We start from the raw sequence: 15,247 nt of genomic DNA, 5'->3' as shown, positions 1-15,247 counted from the left end.
GAGACGAAGTCATCGACGCGCGGACCGCTTTTGCCTATCATCCCCCGACGATCCGGGAGAACCGGGCACGCGAGCGAGGCAGGGCTTGGGCGGTACAATCGGCACGTCGAAACGACTGGACCGGCTGGCCGACAGGCTGGCGGTTCTGGCCGCGCGCGGGGCGCGGGCGGCCGCAGGATTTGTGTCACAGCCCGAGCCGCGGTCGATTGGACTGCTGACCCGCGGGCGGCAACTGGTTCTGGGCAACGTGCTGCTCGCCGGGCATCTTGTCGAGGTGCCGGGTGGCTCGATCTGGGACATCGAGGCCCCGGACGCGGCCTTCGCCGCAGAGGCGCAGGGGGTTGGCTGGCTGGATGACCTGGCGGCGCTGGGTACCAGGGAGGCGAAGGCGCGGGCGCAGGCCTGGACATGGGACTGGATCACGCGGTTCGGGGGCGGGAAGGGGCCAGGCTGGACGCCGGACCTGACCGGGCGGCGGATCATCCGCTGGGTGCATCACGCGACCTTCCTGCTGAACGGGCGCGACCCGTCCGACAGCGCGGCGTTCTACCGGTCCCTGTCGCGGCAATCCACCTATCTGGCGCGGCGCTGGCGCAGCGCGGCGGAAGGGCTTCCCCGCTTCGAGGCGCTGACGGGGTTGGTCTATGCCGCGACCTCGCTGATCGGGATGGAGGCCCTGACCGGCCCGGCGGCCGAGGCGTTGGCCGCAGCCTGTGCGGCGGATATCGACGCGGAAGGCGGCATCCTGACGCGGAACCCGGAGGAATTGCTCGAGATCCTGACCCTGCTGACATGGTCGGCCAGCGCGATGAGCGAGGCCAGCCTGACGGTGCCGTCCGAGGTGCAGGCAGCGATAGCCCGGATCGCCCCCGCCCTGCGGGCGCTGCGGCACGCGAATGGCGAACTGGCCCGGTTCCACGGGGGCGGGAAGGGTGCGGAGGGGCGGCTGGATCAGGCGCTGGCCGCGGCGGCAGTGCGGTCGGGGGCGATACCGGCGATCACGATGGGCTATGCGCGGCTGCACGGGGGGCGGACGACGGTGATCGTCGATGCCTCGTCCCCTCCGGGCGGGCGGGCGGCAGAGACGGGCCATGCCTCGACCTGCGCGTTCGAATTGACCTCGGGGCGGCGGCCGGTGGTGGTGAACTGCGGGTCCGGCCTGTCCTTCGGCCCGATGTGGCGGTTGGCGGCGCGGGCGACAGAGTGTCATTCGGTGCTGGCGATGGACCGGGTGTCGTCCTCGCGTCTTTATCCGACCGGCGAGGCGCTGGAGCATCGCGCGACCGTGGTTGCCATGCGGATGACCACGGGCAGCGAGGGCACCGACCTCTATCTTGCGCATGACGGATGGCTGAAGACGCATGGGCTGACCGCAAGCCGCAGCCTGACGCTAAGCCACGACGGGCGGCGGCTGTCGGGGGTCGAGGCGCTGACCGCGCTCAAGGCCGAGGCGCGCAAGCGGTTCGAGGACGTGATGACGGCGACGGAGATGGCGGCCGGACGCTTTGCTGTGCGGTTCCACCTCCACCCGGATGTCGATGCGGCGCTGGACCTGGGGGGTGCCGCGGTGTCGCTGGTCCTGCGCAGCGGCGAGATCTGGATCTTCCGCCACACCGGATCGGCCGATCTGGCGCTTGAACCCTCGGCTTACCTGGAAAAAGGGCAGCTGCACCCCCGGCCCAGCCTGCAAATCGTGCTGCGGGGCGAGGCGCGGGGCTTCGAGACACGGATAGGCTGGACCTTGGCGAAGGCAAAGGATACTCCGCTGGCGATCCGGGACCTGGAGGGCGAGGAGCCCGAGGACCCGCTGCCAGATTGACAGGGTGATGCCATGACCAACCTCGTCCCCATCGGCCGCGCGCTGATTTCCGTATCCGACAAGACCGGACTTCTGGACCTGGCACGGGCGCTGGCGGGATACGGGGTCGAGCTGATCTCGACCGGCGGCACCAGCGGGATGTTGCGGGCGGCGGGGCTGGCCGTCCGGGACGTGGCGGATGTGACCGGCTTCCCCGAGATGATGGATGGACGCGTCAAGACGCTGCACCCGAACGTGCATGGCGGGCTTCTGGCGCTGCGGGATGACGACGAGCATCTGGTGGCGATGGCGGCGCACGGGATCGAGCCGATCGACCTTCTGGTGGTGAACCTCTACCCGTTCGAGGAAACCGTGGCGCGTGGCGCGGATCATGCGACCTGCATCGAGAACATCGACATCGGCGGGCCGGCGATGATCCGGGCGGCGGCGAAGAACCATCGCTTTGTAACCGTGGTCACCGATCCGCGGGATTACGACTGCCTCCTGACCCAGATGAAAGCGCATGACGGGGCGACGACGATGGCCTTCCGGCAAAAGCTGGCACTGACGGCCTATTCACGGACGGCGGCCTATGACACGGCGGTTTCGATCTGGCTCGCGGAAGAGCTGAAGGAACCCGCCCCGCGCTATCGCAGTTTTGCCGGCCGGTTGGCGCAGACGCTGCGCTATGGCGAGAACCCGCATCAGGCGGCGGCGTTCTATACCGATGGCTCGCGCAGGCCCGGTGTCGCCACGGCGCGGCAGTGGCAGGGCAAGGAGCTTTCCTACAACAACATCAACGACACCGATGCGGCGTTCGAACTGGTTGCGGAGTTTGCCGGAGGTGCTCCGGCCTGCGCGATCATCAAGCACGCGAACCCCTGCGGGGTGGCCACGGCGGCGACGCTGACCGAGGCTTACATCCGCGCCTACCAATGCGACCAGACCTCGGCATTCGGCGGGATTGTCGCTTTGAATCAGGTGCTTGATGCGGCGACCGCGGAAGAGATCGTGAAGATCTTCACCGAGGTCGTCATTGCCCCGGATGCAACAGACGAAGCGAAGGCGATCTTTGCGGGCAAGAAGAACCTGCGGCTTCTGACCACGGGTGCCTTGCCCGACCCCAGGGCCAAAGGGCTCGCGTTCAAGCAGGTCGCAGGCGGGTTCCTGGTGCAGGACCGGGACGCGGGGCATGTCTCGACGTCGGACCTGAAGGTGGTGACAAGGCGCGCGCCCTCGGATGCCGAGATGCGCGATCTGATGTTCGCCTGGACCGTGGCCAAGCACGTCAAGTCGAACGCGATCATCTACGTCAAGGACGGCGCGACCGTGGGCGTGGGCGCTGGCCAGATGAGCCGGGTGGATTCGACGCGGATCGCCGCACGGAAGGCCCAGGACATGGCCGAGGCGCTGGGCCTGCCGGGTCCGCTGACCAAAGGGTCCGTCGTGGCCTCGGACGCGTTCTTTCCCTTTGCCGACGGGCTGATTACCGCCGCCGAGGCCGGGGCGACCGCGATCATCCAGCCCGGCGGGTCGATGCGGGACGACGAGGTCATCGCTGCGGCGGATGAACGTGGCCTTGCCATGGTCTTCACCGGCCAGCGACATTTCCGGCACTGACGATGCGCCGGTTCTGGATCACGGCGGCGGCGACCTTCGGCCTGGACCAGCTGACCAAGTTGGCGGTGGTGCATGGGCTGGACCTGTTCAACCGTCACGAAATCGACGTGCTGCCGCCGTTCGTCAACTTCCGCATGGCATGGAACTACGGCATCAACTTCGGCTTGCTGTCGCATGGCTCGGACCTGGCACGCTGGGGGCTGATCGTGCTGGCGCTGGCGATCTCGGCCTGGGTCATCTGGTGGATTCGGCGCGAGCGGGGGAACCCTTGGGCGGAACTGTCGGGCGGGCTGCTGGTCGGGGGCGCCCTGGGCAATGTCATCGACCGAATCGCCTATGGCGCGGTGGCGGACTTCCTGAACATGTCCTGCTGCGGCATCGAGAATCCCTATGCCTTCAACGTGGCCGACATCGCGATCTTCGCCGGGGCTCTGGGGCTGGTGATCTTTGCCAGGGGCGATGCAACAGGCGGAAAACCCAAGCGCAAGGCGCGCTAATCCCGCGTGACGACCGCGCGGCTTTAGGCTAAGACGGGCAAAAGACGGTTTCGGAGGCAGGCATGCAGGCTGGACAAGGCAGGGCGGTCATCGCGATAGCGACGATGATCACGCTGGCGGCCTGCGGCGGCAAGGGCGATCCCAAGCTGATGAACCTGCGGTCGGGCCCCGGCCCGGACGAATTTGCGATCGTTCCGCCCAAGCCGTTGGAAATGCCTCAGAACCTGGCCGAACTGCCCGAGCCGACCCCCGGCGGCGTCAACCGCACCGACCGCAACCCCGAGGCCGAGGCCGTCGTGGCCCTTGGCGGCAGGCCCGGTGCAGCGGGCGGGATCCCGGCGGCGGATTCGGCGCTGTTTGCCCATGCCGGACGCTTCGGGGTCGATGGCGGCATCCGGGAAACGCTGGCCTCGGAAGACCTGGAATGGCGGCGCGACAACAACGGCCGCATCCTGGAACGCCTGTTCAACGTGAACGTCTACTACAAGGCCTATCGCAAGCAGCGGCTGGACCAGCAGGCAGAGCTTGCCCGGTGGCGTGCGCTTGGCGTGCGCAATCCCTCGGCGCCTCCGCGCAAGCCCAAGGAAGAGTAACAAGCGCGTGGCCTTGGTCTGACCGGGCTTGATTGTCCGGGTGACGGGCCGCAGTTTGCAGGCGAACCTGACCCGGAGAAACCGATGCTCGGACGACTTGGCGCTGGCCTGGCCTTTGCGCTGACCCTGACCTTGCCCGCCGCTGCGGACGAGCCGGTCACCACCTTCACGCTGGACAACGGTCTGAATGTAGTGGTGATCGAGGATCACCGCGCCCCGGTCGTGGTGCAGATGATCTGGTATCGCGTGGGCGCGGCGGACGAACCCCCCGGCCATTCCGGGATCGCGCATTTCCTGGAACACCTGATGTTCAAGGGCACCGAGAAGGTTGCGCCCAATGCGTTTTCCGGCATCGTCGAGGCGCAGGGCGGCGATGACAACGCCTTCACCTCCTGGGACTACACCGCCTATTTCCAGCGGATCGCCGCCGACCGGCTGGATCTGGTGATGGAAATGGAAGCCGACCGGATGCGCAACCTGCGCCTGACCGAGGAGGACGTTGCCACCGAACGCCAGGTGATCCTGGAAGAACGCGCCCAGCGCACCGACAGCGACCCGAGCGCGCTTCTGATGGAACAGATGCGCGCGGCGCAGTACATGAACCATCCGTACTCGATCCCGGTGATCGGCTGGCGCCACGAGATGGAGAAACTCAGCCGCGAAGATGCGCTGGAGTATTACCGCCGCTTCTACGCCCCGAACAATGCGACCCTGGTGGTCGCGGGCGATGTGGACCCGGCGACGGTGAAGACGCTGGCGGAAAAGCATTATGGCCCGCTGGAGCCGTCGGACGGGATCGTGCCGCGCGTACGCCCGCAGGAACCGCCTCAGCTGGCCGAACGCCGGCTCGTGCTGGAGGATGAGCGGGTGTCGGAGCCTTACGTCTTCCGCACCTACCTGGCCCCGGAACGCGATCCGGGCGACCAGAAGACGGCGGCGGCGCTGACCGTTCTGGCCGAGCTTCTGGGCGGCAATGGCCAGACTTCGGTCCTGGCGCGGGCGTTGCAGTTCGACCGCAAGGTGGCGGTCTACAGTTCAGCCTTCTATGACGGGACCAGCATCGACGACGGCACCTTCGGGATCGCGGTCGTGCCGGTGCAGGGCGTCAGTCTGGACGCCGTCGAGGCCGAGCTGGACCGCACCCTGGACGATTTCCTCAAGACGGGCCCCGACCCGGCTGCGCTGGAGCGGATCCGCACCCAGGTCCGTGCGGGCGAGATCTACGCGCGCGACAGCGTCGAAAACCTGGCCAACAGCTTCGGCAAGGGGCTGAGCGTCGGCCTGACTGTCGCGGATATCGAGGGCTGGGATGAAGCTCTGTCGGCGGTGACCGAGGCCGATGTGATGGAGGCCGCCCGCATGGTGCTGAACCGGAAGAACGCGGTGACCGGCTGGCTGACCCGGCCCGCCGCTGAAGGGGAGGCCCGACAATGATCCGCGCTGTATTCGCAGCCCTTGTCCTTCTGGCCGTCCCGGCCCGGGCCGAGATCGAGATCAAGGAAGTGACCTCTCCCGGCGGCATCACCGCCTGGCTGGTCGAGGATCACAACATCCCCTTCGCGGCGCTGGAGATCCAGTTCAAGGGCGGCACCTCGCTGGACGCTCCGGGCAAGCGCGGGGCGGTGAACCTGATGACCGCGACGCTGGAGGAAGGCGCGGGCGACATGGACAGCCGCGCCTTTGCCGAGGCGCGTGAGGCCCTGGCCGCCGACATCAGTTTCCGCTCCGGGGCGGATTCGGTCGGAGTGTCGGTGAAGTTCCTGACCGAAAACCGCGATCAGGTGATCGACCTGCTGCGGCAGGCACTTGTCACTCCGCGCTTCGATCAGGACGCCATCGACCGGGTCCGCGAACAGGTGCTGTCCAACCTGCGGTCGAACCAGAAGGACCCCGGCCGGATCGCATCGGAACGCTTCGACGCGCTGGCCTTTGGCGATCACCCCTATGCCACGACCGGGGACGGAACGATCGAGACGGTGACGGCTCTGACCCGCGACGACATCCTGGCGGCGCACAAGGGGGCTCTGGCACGGGACCGGGTCTATGTTGCGGCCAGTGGCGACATCACGGCCGAGGAGCTGGGTGGATTGCTGGACCGTCTGCTGGGCGATCTGCCCGCGACGGGGTCCAGGCTGCCCGGGGATGCGCCATGGCTCTTGCCCGGTGGTGTCACGGTGGTCGACTTCCCGACACCGCAGTCCACCGTCTTCTTCGGACAGAAAGGCATTCCCCGCGACGACCCCGACTTCTTTCCGGCTTTCGTTCTGAACGAGCTTCTGGGCGGCGGCCGGTTCACCGCCCGGCTGATGACCGAGGTGCGGGAAAAGCGCGGCCTGACCTACGGGATCGGAACCTATATCGTGAACATGGACCATGCCGACATGATCCTGGGCCAGTTCGCCGCGTCGAACGACAAGGTTGCCGAAGCGATCAGGGTGGTGCGCGAGGAATGGGGCCGGATCGCCCGCGAAGGCGTGACCGAGGAAGAGCTTGCGGCGACCAAGACCTATCTGACCGGGTCCTATCCGCTGCGCTTTGACGGAAACGGGCCGATTGCCAGCATCCTCGTCGGCATGCAGATGGACGGTATGCCGCGCGACTATGTCACCAGCCGGAACGCCAGGATCGAAGCGGTGACGATGGCGGATATCCGGCGCGTCGCGGCCCGGCTTTTCAAGCCCGAGGCGCTGCAATTCGTCGTGGTGGGCCAGCCGCAGGGGATGTGACGGCGTGCGGGGGCGATGGAACAAAAGCCCCCTTTCGCCGATCTTGCCCTTGGTCTACCAATTTGCCATGCGCTGGACGATCCCCAACACGCTGACCGTGCTTCGGCTCCTTGCGGCACCGGGTGTGGCGATCATGTTCCTGTACTTCCACCGCCCCTGGGCCGACTGGCTGGCGCTCTCGCTGTTCGTCGGTGCGGCGATCACCGACTGGTTCGATGGCTATCTTGCGCGGCTGTGGAAACAGGAATCGAAGTTCGGCGCGATGCTGGACCCGATTGCCGACAAGGCGATGGTGGTGATCGCGATCATGGTCATCACCGGCTACAACGGGATGAACCCCTGGCTGATCCTGCCCGCGACGCTGATCCTTTTCCGCGAGGTCTTCGTGGGGGGTCTGCGGGAGTATCTGGGTGCCAAGAGCGGGCTACTGAAGGTGACCAGGCTGGCCAAGTGGAAGACCACGGCGCAGATGATCGCCATCGCGGTCCTGTTCCTGGGGACCGGGTTCGAATATCTGAACGGCGTCGCGATGCAGGGGATGACGCCCGACCAGTATGTCGAGGCGGTGAACGCCGGAACCGCTGACCCGATCCGCGCCTGCGGCAAGCGGGACTGCGCGTCCTATGCGAACCTGGTTGGCATCTGGCTGTTGTGGGTGGCGGCTTTCCTCACCATGGTCACCGGTTGGGAGTATTTCGTGAAGTCGCTGCCATTCCTGCGGGAGGACAAGTGATCGACGTCCTGTATTTCGCCTGGGTCCGGGAACGGATCGGCCTCCCGCGGGAGCGGATCGAGACCGGGGCCGTCACTGTCGCACAGCTGGTCGAGGAGCTGCGCGGGCGGGAGGAACGCTATGCGGCGGCCTTTGCCGACCTGAGCTCCTTGCGGGTCGCGCTGGATCAGGAGCTGGCGTCCTTCGACGCGCCGCTTGCCGGGGTGCGCGAGGTTGCCTTCTTCCCGCCGATGACCGGGGGCTGAGATGCGGATCGTGATCCAGCCCGAGGCCTTCGATCTGGGGGCCGAGGTGTCGGCTTTCACGGCAGGGGTGCGCGGTGCGGGGGCGGTGGTCAGCTTCACGGGCCTTGTGCGGGACGAGGGTGGCAGCCTCTCGGGGATGGAGATCGAGCACTACCCCGGCATGACCGAGAAGGCGATCCGGGGGATTGCCGAGGAGGCGGTGCGGCGCTGGGCGCTGGGGGATGCCCTGGTGATCCATAGATACGGGAAGCTGGCACCGGGCGAGGCGATCATGATGGTCGCCACGGCGGCGCCGCACCGGGCCGATGCCTTCGCAGCTGCCGAGTATCTGATGGACTACCTGAAAAGCCGGGCTCCGTTCTGGAAAAAGGAACTTTCGGCGGGGGGTGAGGCCTGGGTCGCCGCGAAGGACGCGGACGAGGACGCGTTGAAGCGCTGGTAGCACCGCGCGTGGTCAGGTTTTCGGACCGTTTGGAATCAAGGGCTTGGCTGCGGGCGTTTACCTTTGATTAACCGGCGGGGAATGGGCGGCGGGTCAGCGCGGCGCGCCGAAGCGGGACTGCCAGCACGGTTGCAGGTCAAGGGGTTCGGGGCGCGCCAGCCAGACCGCACGGGCGATGGCGCGGGCAAGGCAGGTGGCGGCGGCGTGGCCAAGCTGGAAGGTGTCGGTCAGGGGGTCCGACAGCGGTTTCCCGCCCGTGGCGACGCTGAAGACGAGGTCTCCGTCCAGGGGCGTATGCGCGGGGACAAGGGCGCGGGCCATGCCGTCATGGGCGGCCACGGCCATGCGCTGGGCCTGAGCCCTGGTCAGGGCGGCATCGGTGGCGACGATGGCGATGGTGGTGGCCTCGCCCAGCCGCTTGCGCGGCATGGGGGCGTCCTGCGCGACCATCGGCGCGGGGCCGAGGCCGCCGAACTCGGTGCCTTCTTCCCATGGGGCGGCCCAGAAATGCGGGGTCTCGCCCACGGTGGCCTGGCCGAGCGCGTTCACCACGACCAGAGCCCCGACGGTGAGGCCCGAGGGCAGGACGCAGGAGGCGGAGCCGAGGCCGCCTTTCAGATTGCCGGTCATCGCGCCGTAGCCTGCGCCGGCGGTGCCGAGGGCGAAGTCCGGGGCGGCGGTGTCGAAGGCCCGGCGGCCGAGGGCGGGATAGGGGCTTGTCGTCCAGTCCTTGGCGCCGCCGTTCAGGAGGTCGAAGACGATGGCTCCCGGCACGATGGGCACGCGGACCGGGCCGACGGCAAAGCCCCGGCCCGCCTCACGCAGGCCCTGCATCACCCCCTGCCCGGCATCGAGGCCGAAGGCGGACCCGCCGGAGAGGAAGATCGCGTCCACCTCCTGCACCATGCGGTCGGGGGCGAGGAGGTCGGTTTCTCGTGTTCCGGGAGAGCCGCCCATGACGTGGACGGCGGCGGTGAAGGGATGGTCGGCGGTGAGGACCGTGACGCCGGAGCGAAGCGTCGGGTCGTCGGCATTGCCAACGCGAAGGCCGGGGACATCGGTGATGAGGTTTCTCGGGCCGGGGCGCATGGGCGTCAGGCTAGCGCAGTCTGGTCCGGGCGCAAGGTGAAGCTTCCCGTACGCCTTTGGCTTCTCGTCCCGGGGGCAGCGACGCGCGCCGCAAGCGACGAGGAGCGGTTCGTCAGAAGTCGAACAGGTCCTTCAGGAAACTTTCCTTCCGCTTCTTCTTGTAGCGGTAATCGTCATCGTCATCCCGATAGCTGCGGTCGTCATCGCGATCGCGGTGCTGCGCGCGCGGCTCGGGCTGGTAGATGGGGGCGGCGGGCGCGGCGTGGGGCCGGGTCGCCGCCTGTGGCACGGGGGCAGGCGCAGCGGCGGGGCCGCCGAGGGACCGTTCGATGATCTTGTCCAGTTCGCCCCGGTCAAGCCAGACTCCGCGGCATTTCGGGCAGTAGTCGATCTCGACCCCGCCCCGGTCGGCCATCACCAGAATCTCGTTGTCCACCGGGCAGCGCATCAGCGTCTCCATTCCATCTGTCAGGGCGTTAGATGGGGTCGCAAATCGGCCCCGCAAGGGTCGGAAACGCTCTTGCGCGAAATGCCGCGAGGGCGCATTCAAGGGGTGAGCCGTGGCGATGGCGTCGCCGCAGGGGCATCCGCCCCGACGCTTGCGGACCCGAACCGAAGGGGCTTCCGCTTCCGTCCTGTACGCCGGGACCTTTCGGGGTTCCTGCGGCCTGTCCCGGACCCCAGAACATGAGGTCTGGACATGTCGTTGAACCGTCCCGAGATGTACCGCTTTCACAATGGCGGAAGGAAGGACACGCTGCCCTTCGCCGATGCCGAATACCACGACCGGCTGGCGGGCCTGCGTGACATCATGGAGCTGCACGAGCTGGACGCGGTGGTGCTGACCAGCATGCACAACGTGGCCTATTATTCGGGGTTCCTGTATTGCAGCTTCGGGCGGCCCTATGCCTGTGTCGTCACGAAGGACCAGTGCGTGACGATCAGCGCGGGCATCGACGCGGGCCAGCCCTGGCGGCGGTCGATCGGGGACAACATCACCTATACCGACTGGACGCGCGACAACTTCTGGCGCGCGGTCGTCTCGGTGGTGGGCACCGGCAAGGCTGTTGGCTGCGAGGCGGACCATCTGACGCTGGAGCGGGCAGAGAAGTTCAACAGCTTCCTTCAGCCGAAGCGGGGCGTCGATGTGTCTCCGGCAACCATGCAGCAGCGGATGCGGAAGTCGGAGGCAGAGATTGCCCTCATCAAGCAGGGGGCGAATGTGGCTGACGTGGGCGGCTATGCGATCCGCGAGGCGATCAGGGTCGGGGCGACGGAGTTGGAGGTGTCCATCGCCGGTCGGGACGCGATGGAGCGGGAGATCGCGCGGCGCTTCCCGGATGCCGAATACCGCGACACCTGGGTCTGGTTCCAGTCGGGGATCAACACCGATGGCGCGCACAATCCGGTGACGAACCGCAAACTTCGCCACGGCGATATCCTCAGCCTCAACTGCTTTCCGATGATCTCGGGCTATTACACCGCGCTGGAGCGGACGCTGTTCCTGGGCGAGGTGGACGAGGCCAGCCTGAACTTCTGGCAGACCAACATCGCGGCCCATGAGTTCGGGATGAAGCTGTTGCGGCCGGGGGCCTCTTGCGCCGAGATCACCATGAAGATCAACGCCTTCCTGGCCGAGCGCGACATGCTGCAATACCGGACCTTCGGCTATGGGCACAGTTTCGGGATCTTGTCGCACTACTACGGCCGCGAGGCGGCGCTGGAACTGCGCGAGGACATCGACACGGTGCTGGAGCCGGGAATGGTCATCAGCATGGAGCCGATGCTGACGATCCCCGAAGGGATGCCGGGGGCGGGCGGGTATCGGGAGCACGACATCTTCGTCGTCACCGAGGACGCGCCCGAGGACATCACGCACTACCCTTACGGACCTGCGTTCAACGTGGTGGGATAAGGGTTCGGGCCGGGGAGATCCCCGGCCCTTTTCGGTCAGGCGCGCTTGATGACGCGGATCAGGAGCAGGAGGATCACGGCGCCGAGGGTGGCCGAGATGATCGCGCCGGCGATGCCGCCGCCCAGGGAGATCCCGGCGGAAGGCAGCAGCAGGCCGGCGAGGAAGGCGCCGACGATGCCGACGATGATGTTACCCAGAAGGCCGAAGCCGTAGCCCTTGACGATCTGCCCGGCAAGCCAGCCGGCGACGGCGCCGATGATGAGTGTGATGACGAGTGCTTCGATGGCCATGAGGTCCCCTTTTCTGCCGCTTCTGTGATGAGCGGTACCAACCAACGCGCGGAAATCCGCCGGGTTCCCTGCGGCGGCTCATTCTGTCGGACGGGGCGAGGGAAAGGGGCGATTGCGCAGAATCGAACGGGAATCGGCACGGGAAACAGCTTCGACCGGGAAGATTCGGAAAAGCCTGTGTTTTTGGGCTTGACGCATGGGCATCGCCGTGGCGCAAGTGAGGGCAGCTGCCCTTGACCATGAGTCTGCCAAAGTGTCCCAAACCTTCGCCCGGATCTTCGCGATCCTTGCCTTGCCGTTGCTCGCCGCCTGCGCAAGCGCCCCGAAACAGACCGCGCCGGAGGTCGTTCCGGGCTATGAAGGCATCCAGGACGGCGAGTTCTTCATCGAGCCGGTTGCGCCGAAATACCTCTACGAGGGCAATCGCCGGACCGAGGTCGCCTATGCCGGAAGCGAATCGCCGGGGACCGTGGTGGTGGATACCTATGCCCGGAAGCTCTACCTGGTGGGCGACGGCGGGACGGCGACGCGCTATCCCATCGCGGTCGGGCGCGAGGGTCTGGCCTTCCGGGGAACCGGCGTGATCGGGCGCAAGGCGGAATGGCCGTCCTGGCAGCCGACGAGGAACATGATCCGCACCCGGCCCGACCTTTACGCCGCCTATGCCGGCGGCCTGCCGGGCGGGCTGATGAACCCGCTGGGCGCGCGGGCGCTGTATCTGTATCGCGGCGGGCGGGATTCGATGTTCCGCATCCACGGCACCGCAGATGCGGCGTCGATCGGACATGCCACCAGCGCGGGCTGCATCCGGCTGTTCAACCAGGACATCATCGACCTCTACAACCGTGTCCCGGTCGGAACCCGGGTGAAGGTCCGCACCGAAGCGGAAAGCCTGGCCATCGAGGGTCCGCAGATGACCGACGCCTATGGTCGGATCGTCCCCGAGACGCCGGAGAACATCGCCAGGAAGGAAAAGGACCTGATCGCCATCGCAAAGCAGGCCGAACGGGACCGCGTCGCGTCCGAGAAGGCCGAGCGCAAGCGTCTGGCAGCCTGCGCAAGGCGGGGCATTCCCGACGAGGAATGTCCGCGGCCGCAGGCGCCGGCGGTCACGGTGGGGACCGCCGGCTAAAGCCGGATCACATAGTCCTTGAGGGTGGTCTGCACGACCTCCCATGTGCCTTCGAATCCCGGGCGGATGATGAGACTGTCGCCCGGGTGCAGTTGGGTGACGGTGCCGTCGGCGCTGGTCAGCAGCGAGTAGCCCGAGAGGATGCGGAAATACTCCCATTCCGAATAGCTGACGCGCCACTTGCCGGGGGTGGATTGCCAGAGCCCGGCGTAGAGGCCGTCGCGGTCCTCGAGGTTCCAGGTCGAGTGCACGGGATCGCCGGAAATGACCTTCGCCGGATCGGGGCGGGTGATGTCGGGGGCGGTGCCGTCGCGGCTGACGCGCTGGATCAGGGTCATGGGGGTCTCCTTTTGCGGCATTCAGGCCGCGCGGCGGGCCGGGGTCAACCCCGTGACGCTGCGGTCGGCGGTGCTGCGCTGCGGCGCAAATTTGTTGCGGCGGCGTTTCGCTTGTGCCCATATGGCGGGCAGAATGTGAAAGCGGAGGCCTAGCGATGAGCGCCACGTCCCCTGTCCGGCCTGTGCTTCCCCCCGATATCCGCGCCCGCAAGGGGGGGGCGCCGCTGGTGGTGCTGACGGCCTATTCCACCCCGGTAGCCCGACTGGTCGATGCGCATTGCGACATCGCGCTGGTGGGCGACAGTGTCGGCATGGTGATCCACGGCATGTCCTCGACCCTGGGTGTCACGCTGGAGATGATGATCCTGCACGGGCGCGCCGTGGTGCGGGGATGCACGAAGGCGATGCCGGTGATCGACATGCCCTTCGGCAGTTACGAGGAGGGCCCGCAGCAGGCCTTCCGCAACGCGAGCCGCCTGATGGCCGAGACAGGCGCCCCGGCGGTGAAGCTGGAGGGCGGGCAGCACATGGCCGAGACGATTGCCTTCCTGACCGCGCGCGGCGTGCCGGTGATGGCGCATGTGGGCCTGACGCCGCAGGCGGTGAACACCCTGGGCGGTTACAAGGTCGTGGGCCGCGACGCCGAGGCCGAGAAGGTGATGGCGGATGCGAAGGCGGTGGAGGCGGCGGGGGCGTTTTCCGTGGTGCTGGAAAAGGTGCCCGCGGGGCTGGCGGGGCGGATCACCCGTGAGCTGTCGATCCCGACCATCGGCATCGGGGCCGGGGTGGACTGCGACGGGCAGGTGCTGGTGGTGGATGACATGCTGGGGCTGTTCACCGAGTTCCGGCCGAAGTTCGTGAAACGCTATGCCGAATTGGGCAAGGCGGCGGACGAAGCCATTGCGACCTATGCCGCCGAGGTGCGAGGCCGCGCCTTCCCGGCGGCGGAACATGCCTTCCCCGATGTGATGCCGGTGAAGACATGATCCCGATCCTGCGGACAGTGGCCGACCTGCGCGCCCTTGCGCGCGGCTGGAAGGCGAAGGGCGAAACGCTGGGCGTGGTCCCGACGATGGGGGCCTTGCATGACGGCCACCTGTCGCTGGCCCGCCGCGCCCGGGCGGAGTGCGACCGGGTCATCACCACGATCTTCGTGAACCCCAAGCAGTTCAACAATCCCGAGGACCTGAAGAAATACCCCCGCAGCGAGGCGGCAGACGCGGCGCTGCTGGCCACGGTGCCGGTGGATGCGATCTTTGCGCCGCCGGTCGAGGAGGTCTATCCCGACGGCTTCATCACCACGGTCAGCATGACCGGTGTCGCCCAGCCTCTGGAGGGTCACATGCGCCCCGGTCATTTCGACGGCGTGGCGACGGTGGTGACCAAGCTGTTCGGGATGAGCCTGGCCGACCGGGGCTATTTCGGCCAGAAGGACTGGCAGCAGTTGCAGGTCGTTCTGCGGCTGGTGCGCGACCTGAACCTGCCGGTGGAAGTGGTGGGCTGCGAGACGATCCGCGAGCCGGACGGGCTGGCGATGTCCTCGCGCAATCTGCGGCTGACGGCGGAGGGGCGGGCGAAGGCCCCCATCCTGTATGCGGCGATCACCCGGGCGGCGCAGGACATCCGCATCGGTCACGCCGACCGGATGGCGATCCGCGAGGCGGCGGAGACGATGCGCGAGGCCGGGTTCGAGCGGGTGGAGTATATCGAGCTGCGCGATGCCGAGACGCTGATGCCCTCGGACGACCCGCGCCGCCCGCGTCGGATGCTGGCGGCGGCCTGGATCGACGGCGTGCGGCTGATCGACAACATTCCCGTGTGACGGGCGG

17 protein-coding genes are annotated in these 15,247 nt (G+C 67.3%); 13 read left to right on the top strand and 4 right to left on the bottom strand.

Translation table 11 applies throughout. The annotated features are described in order from the left end of the window. Positions 1 to 85 precede the first annotated feature (85 nt). The 9 genes from D5084_RS07355 to D5084_RS07315 all read left to right on the top strand — a co-directional run bounded on the left by D5084_RS07355 (position 86) and on the right by D5084_RS07315 (position 8,654). A complete protein-coding gene (locus tag D5084_RS07355) occupies positions 86 to 1,819 on the top strand; it encodes a heparinase II/III family protein (protein ID WP_238382556.1) in 1,734 nt (577 codons plus the stop codon). Between the two features lie 12 nt (positions 1,820 to 1,831). Beyond that, positions 1,832 to 3,418, top strand: coding sequence for a bifunctional phosphoribosylaminoimidazolecarboxamide formyltransferase/IMP cyclohydrolase (gene purH / locus D5084_RS07350; RefSeq protein ID WP_128514855.1), 1,587 nt, complete (start codon positions 1,832 to 1,834; stop codon positions 3,416 to 3,418). Positions 3,419 to 3,420: 2 nt separating this feature from the next. Continuing rightward, entirely contained in the window at positions 3,421 to 3,915 is a 495-nt protein-coding gene (gene lspA / locus D5084_RS07345) for a signal peptidase II (protein ID WP_128514854.1), read from the top strand. Positions 3,916 to 3,977: 62 nt separating this feature from the next. Beyond that, entirely contained in the window at positions 3,978 to 4,508 is a 531-nt protein-coding gene (locus D5084_RS07340) for a DUF3035 domain-containing protein (protein ID WP_128514853.1), read from the top strand. A gap of 84 nt (positions 4,509 to 4,592) precedes the next feature. Then, on the top strand, positions 4,593 to 5,942 hold the full coding sequence (locus D5084_RS07335) for a M16 family metallopeptidase (RefSeq protein ID WP_128514852.1): 1,350 nt from the start codon (positions 4,593 to 4,595) through the stop codon (positions 5,940 to 5,942). Further along, entirely contained in the window at positions 5,939 to 7,234 is a 1,296-nt protein-coding gene (locus D5084_RS07330) for a M16 family metallopeptidase (RefSeq protein ID WP_128514851.1), read from the top strand. Before D5084_RS07335 ends, D5084_RS07330 begins: the two co-directional genes overlap by 4 nt. A 67-nt stretch (positions 7,235 to 7,301) precedes the next feature. Continuing rightward, entirely contained in the window at positions 7,302 to 7,967 is a 666-nt protein-coding gene (gene pgsA, locus D5084_RS07325) for a CDP-diacylglycerol--glycerol-3-phosphate 3-phosphatidyltransferase (RefSeq protein WP_128514850.1), read from the top strand. Then, positions 7,964 to 8,212: a molybdopterin converting factor subunit 1 gene (moaD, locus tag D5084_RS07320; protein ID WP_128514849.1), complete on the top strand. Its 249-nt coding sequence runs from the start codon at positions 7,964 to 7,966 to the stop codon at positions 8,210 to 8,212. Before pgsA ends, moaD begins: the two co-directional genes overlap by 4 nt. Position 8,213: 1 nt before the next feature. Further along, positions 8,214 to 8,654, top strand: a complete 441-nt coding sequence (locus tag D5084_RS07315; RefSeq protein WP_128514848.1) for a molybdenum cofactor biosynthesis protein MoaE — start codon at positions 8,214 to 8,216, stop codon at positions 8,652 to 8,654. 93 nt (positions 8,655 to 8,747) lie between these two features. On the opposite strand, the gene D5084_RS07310 is transcribed toward D5084_RS07315, so the two are convergent. Together D5084_RS07310 and D5084_RS07305 are read right to left on the bottom strand one after the other, a co-directional pair. Then, the gene (locus tag D5084_RS07310; RefSeq protein ID WP_128514847.1) at positions 8,748 to 9,743 is read right to left on the bottom strand and encodes a P1 family peptidase; all 996 of its coding nucleotides are present in this window, start codon (positions 9,741 to 9,743) and stop codon (positions 8,748 to 8,750) included. Between the two features lie 112 nt (positions 9,744 to 9,855). Beyond that, positions 9,856 to 10,191 carry a TFIIB-type zinc ribbon-containing protein gene (locus D5084_RS07305; protein ID WP_128514933.1) on the bottom strand — a complete coding sequence of 112 codons (336 nt, stop codon included), beginning with the start codon at positions 10,189 to 10,191 and terminating at the stop codon, positions 9,856 to 9,858. A 258-nt stretch (positions 10,192 to 10,449) separates the two neighbouring features. On the opposite strand from D5084_RS07305, the gene D5084_RS07300 reads away from it, so the two are divergent. Next, positions 10,450 to 11,658: an aminopeptidase P family protein gene (locus D5084_RS07300; RefSeq protein ID WP_128514932.1), complete on the top strand. Its 1,209-nt coding sequence runs from the start codon at positions 10,450 to 10,452 to the stop codon at positions 11,656 to 11,658. 35 nt (positions 11,659 to 11,693) lie between these two features. Here the strand turns inward: D5084_RS07300 and D5084_RS07295 are convergent, their stop codons facing one another. Then, complete coding sequence (locus tag D5084_RS07295; RefSeq protein WP_128514846.1) at positions 11,694 to 11,948, bottom strand: GlsB/YeaQ/YmgE family stress response membrane protein; 255 nt, start codon at positions 11,946 to 11,948, stop codon at positions 11,694 to 11,696. 253 nt (positions 11,949 to 12,201) lie between these two features. On the opposite strand from D5084_RS07295, the gene D5084_RS07290 reads away from it, so the two are divergent. Next, the gene (locus D5084_RS07290) at positions 12,202 to 13,080 is read left to right on the top strand and encodes a L,D-transpeptidase (protein WP_238382555.1); all 879 of its coding nucleotides are present in this window, start codon (positions 12,202 to 12,204) and stop codon (positions 13,078 to 13,080) included. Here D5084_RS07290 and D5084_RS07285 read toward each other — a convergent pair. Beyond that, a complete protein-coding gene (locus tag D5084_RS07285) occupies positions 13,077 to 13,418 on the bottom strand; it encodes a cupin domain-containing protein (protein WP_128514844.1) in 342 nt (113 codons plus the stop codon). The two genes, D5084_RS07290 and D5084_RS07285, sit on opposite strands and share 4 nt — an antisense overlap. Positions 13,419 to 13,573: 155 nt before the next feature. Here D5084_RS07285 and panB point away from each other — a divergent pair, with 155 nt between their 5' ends. Together panB and panC are read left to right on the top strand one after the other, a co-directional pair. Then, the gene (panB, locus tag D5084_RS07280; RefSeq protein ID WP_128514843.1) at positions 13,574 to 14,404 is read left to right on the top strand and encodes a 3-methyl-2-oxobutanoate hydroxymethyltransferase; all 831 of its coding nucleotides are present in this window, start codon (positions 13,574 to 13,576) and stop codon (positions 14,402 to 14,404) included. Continuing rightward, positions 14,401 to 15,240 (top strand): pantoate--beta-alanine ligase, encoded by an 840-nt coding sequence (gene panC, locus D5084_RS07275; protein WP_128514842.1) that lies wholly within the window; start codon positions 14,401 to 14,403, stop codon positions 15,238 to 15,240. The genes panB and panC overlap by 4 nt, the downstream gene beginning before the upstream one ends. Positions 15,241 to 15,247: the final 7 nt, after the last annotated feature.

Origin of the sequence: Tabrizicola thermarum, assembly GCF_003574395.1 — a bacterium.
Taxonomy (GTDB): domain Bacteria; phylum Pseudomonadota; class Alphaproteobacteria; order Rhodobacterales; family Rhodobacteraceae; genus Tabrizicola; species Tabrizicola thermarum.
The sequence above is the reverse complement of the archived record's forward strand: the minus strand, read 5'-3'. Positions and strand labels throughout refer to the sequence as shown.

What these genes read in the sequence shown, in the direction of transcription:
- D5084_RS07305 (WP_128514933.1), bottom strand. Translation starts at nt 10,191, where the DNA reads ATGCGCTGCCCGGTGGACAACGAGATTCTGGTGATGGCCGACCGGGGC.
- panB (WP_128514843.1), top strand. Translation starts at nt 13,574, where the DNA reads ATGAGCGCCACGTCCCCTGTCCGGCCTGTGCTTCCCCCCGATATCCGC.
- D5084_RS07285 (WP_128514844.1), bottom strand. Translation starts at nt 13,418, where the DNA reads ATGACCCTGATCCAGCGCGTCAGCCGCGACGGCACCGCCCCCGACATC.
- D5084_RS07335 (WP_128514852.1), top strand. Translation starts at nt 4,593, where the DNA reads ATGCTCGGACGACTTGGCGCTGGCCTGGCCTTTGCGCTGACCCTGACC.
- pgsA (WP_128514850.1), top strand. Translation starts at nt 7,302, where the DNA reads ATGCGCTGGACGATCCCCAACACGCTGACCGTGCTTCGGCTCCTTGCG.
- D5084_RS07330 (WP_128514851.1), top strand. Translation starts at nt 5,939, where the DNA reads ATGATCCGCGCTGTATTCGCAGCCCTTGTCCTTCTGGCCGTCCCGGCC.
- lspA (WP_128514854.1), top strand. Translation starts at nt 3,421, where the DNA reads ATGCGCCGGTTCTGGATCACGGCGGCGGCGACCTTCGGCCTGGACCAG.
- D5084_RS07340 (WP_128514853.1), top strand. Translation starts at nt 3,978, where the DNA reads ATGCAGGCTGGACAAGGCAGGGCGGTCATCGCGATAGCGACGATGATC.
- D5084_RS07310 (WP_128514847.1), bottom strand. Translation starts at nt 9,743, where the DNA reads ATGCGCCCCGGCCCGAGAAACCTCATCACCGATGTCCCCGGCCTTCGC.
- D5084_RS07295 (WP_128514846.1), bottom strand. Translation starts at nt 11,948, where the DNA reads ATGGCCATCGAAGCACTCGTCATCACACTCATCATCGGCGCCGTCGCC.
- purH (WP_128514855.1), top strand. Translation starts at nt 1,832, where the DNA reads ATGACCAACCTCGTCCCCATCGGCCGCGCGCTGATTTCCGTATCCGAC.
- panC (WP_128514842.1), top strand. Translation starts at nt 14,401, where the DNA reads ATGATCCCGATCCTGCGGACAGTGGCCGACCTGCGCGCCCTTGCGCGC.
- D5084_RS07315 (WP_128514848.1), top strand. Translation starts at nt 8,214, where the DNA reads ATGCGGATCGTGATCCAGCCCGAGGCCTTCGATCTGGGGGCCGAGGTG.